The organism is Arthrobacter sp. 2YAF22_2 (assembly GCF_052114645.1).
GTDB lineage: Bacteria > Actinomycetota > Actinomycetes > Actinomycetales > Micrococcaceae > Arthrobacter.
On sequence record NZ_JBFRFD010000523.1, the window covers coordinates 1 to 2464 of the forward strand.

Here is a 2464-nt window from a genome sequence, read left to right on the forward strand (position 1 = left end):
GCTGCTCACGGACGCGCCCGGAGACCGCTTTGTTCCGGGCACGCAGTTCGTGGTGGAACCGGCCTCGGCCGGCCCGTTGACCGTGGAAAGCGCTCGCTGGAACAAGGACATCCTGCTGCTGGCCTTCGAGGGCGTGGAGACCCGCAACGACGCGGAAGCCCTCCGCGGCGCCAAGCTCTTCGTCGAGACCGAGGACCTGGCCGAGGAGGACGACGACGAGGGCTGGTACGAGCACGAACTCGTGGGCCTGGACGTCCGGGTCGGTGACACGGTGGTTGGGAAGGTCTCCGGGCTGCACACCCTCCCGGTCCAGGACCTGCTGGTGGTGACTGACCAGGGCGGGAAGGAAATCCTGATCCCGTTCGTGGAGCAGATCGTCCCCGAGGTCAATATCGCCGAAAAGTACGTCCTCGTCACCCCGCCGGACGGACTCTTCGAAGTCAACACCGAGACCGGAGCCACCGCCGACGACGGCGACAGCGACGACGGCGACTCCGACGGCGACAATGGCCCGGGGCCGGAGGGTACCGACGCGGGTGCCCGCGACGGGAACCGCGCCTGAGATGCGGATCGACGTCGTCAGCATCTTTCCCGAATACCTGGCCCCGCTGGAGCTTTCCCTGATCGGGAAGGCGCGCCAGGACGGGCTGCTGGACCTGAACGTCCACGACCTTCGGGACTTCACCACGGACCGGCACCGCACGGTGGATGACACTCCTTACGGCGGGGGCGCCGGCATGGTGATGAAGCCCGAACCCTGGGCCCAGGCGTTGACCGCCGTTGCCGAAGCCGCGCCCACGGCTGCCGCCGGCGGGGACGCCCGCAAGCCCGTGCTGATCGTTCCGTCGCCGGCGGGGGAGCGCTTCAGCCAGGCGATCGCGCACGAACTCGCGTACGAGGACCAGTTGGTCTTCGCCTGCGGACGCTACGAGGGCATCGACGAACGCGTCCTGGAGTGGGCCGCGGACCACTTCACCGTCCGGCCCATGAGCCTGGGCGACTACGTGCTCAACGGCGGCGAGGTGGCAGTGCTGGCCATGGTCGAGGCCGTCGGCCGTCTGCTGCCCGGTGTCGTCGGCAACCCCGAGTCGCTCGTGGAGGAATCCCACTCCGACGGCCTGCTGGAATATCCGGTCTACACCAAGCCCTCCAGCTGGCGGGACCGCGAGGTTCCCGCCGTGCTGCTGAGCGGCAACCACGGCAAGATCGCGCAATGGCGGCGGCACGAACAGTACCGGCGGACCGCTGAACGCCGTCCGGACCTGCTCGACGTGTTCGACGCCGGCAAACTGCCCCGCGCGGACCGCACGGCGTTCGGGGAACTCGGATACGACGTCGTCGACGGCCGGCTCCAGCGCCGCAGCGACGCCTGAGCGAAGCCGATCCACCACAGCCAATTCACCACAACGCCCCGGAATGTGGCAAAATTAGTCTTTGTGCCTGCTGGGTAGCGAACCTGCCACAGGGGGAGCGTGACCAACAGCGGCACCCCGGCCCCGTCAATTCCTGACGGAGCCGGAACGACAATACTTTCGGCGGGAATTTCCGGCGCGCAAATGCGCCCGGGCTTGGCCGTCGTGACCCAACGTGAATGACCTGTGGCGTTCACCAGGAGTGGATCAATGCATATCCTCGATTCCGTAGACGCAGCCTCGCTGCGCAACGATGTTCCCGAGTTCCGCGCGGGTGACACCATCAAGGTGCACGTGAACATCATCGAAGGCAAGAACTCCCGTGTCCAGGTTTTCCAGGGCTTCGTCCTGGGCCGCCAGGGCGACGGCGTGCGCGAAACMTTCACCGTCCGCAAGGTCTCCTTCGGCGTTGGCGTGGAGCGTACCTTCCCGGTGCACTCCCCGATAATCGACAAGATCGAGCTCGTCTCCAAGGGTGACGTGCGCCGCGCCAAGCTTTACTACATGCGTGCACTGCGCGGTAAGGCTGCGAAGATCAAGGAAAAGCGCGACTTCCAGACCGCCAAGTAAGTCCTCCGGACGATCCTGCGCGGATCCACGGACTGGTTCCGGCATCTGCCGCAACCAGCCGCCACTGCGCTGTTCAATTTAGAAGAGCGCCAGGGGATACGGATCATGGAACAGACAAAACGCCGGCCCAGGAAACTGGGCTGGCGTTTTGCGCTTCTGGGCCTGGTCCTCGCTGTCCTCATCAGCGGCCTGGTCCGCTCGCTCTGGCTGGACATCTACTTCATCCCGTCGGCATCGATGGAACCGCTGCTCCGCGACGGGGACAGGATCCTGGTTTCGCGCACGGACTTTGCCTTTGAACCGGTCCGCCGCGGCGACGTCGTGGTGTTTGACGGCCGCGGTTCCTTCGCCCCGCTCAACAGCGGCAAGGGCCCGGCGGCGGATTTCCTTGCCGGCGCCGGCCACTGGCTGGGCTTGACCGGCAGCGACACGACCTATGTCAAGCGCGTCCTCGGCCTGCCCGGCGACCACGTGGTCTGCTG

At 66.4% G+C, this 2464-nt stretch carries 4 protein-coding genes; all 4 read left to right on the top strand.

The window, feature by feature from the left end:
• Nucleotides 1-562: ribosome maturation factor RimM (gene rimM, locus AB4Y86_RS16780; protein ID WP_441403305.1), on the top strand; the 562-nt coding region annotated here is incomplete at its 5' end.
• A 1-nt stretch (nucleotide 563) separates the two neighbouring features.
• Nucleotides 564-1373 carry a tRNA (guanosine(37)-N1)-methyltransferase TrmD gene (trmD, locus tag AB4Y86_RS16785; RefSeq protein WP_441403307.1) on the top strand — a complete coding sequence of 270 codons (810 nt, stop codon included), beginning with the start codon at nucleotides 564-566 and terminating at the stop codon, nucleotides 1371-1373.
• Nucleotides 1374-1622: 249 nt separating this feature from the next.
• On the top strand, nucleotides 1623-1982 hold the full coding sequence (gene rplS / locus AB4Y86_RS16790) for a 50S ribosomal protein L19 (RefSeq protein WP_056738299.1): 360 nt from the start codon (nucleotides 1623-1625) through the stop codon (nucleotides 1980-1982).
• Between the two features lie 105 nt (nucleotides 1983-2087).
• A partial coding sequence (gene lepB, locus AB4Y86_RS16795; protein WP_441403306.1) for a signal peptidase I occupies nucleotides 2088-2464 on the top strand: 377 nt, incomplete at its 3' end.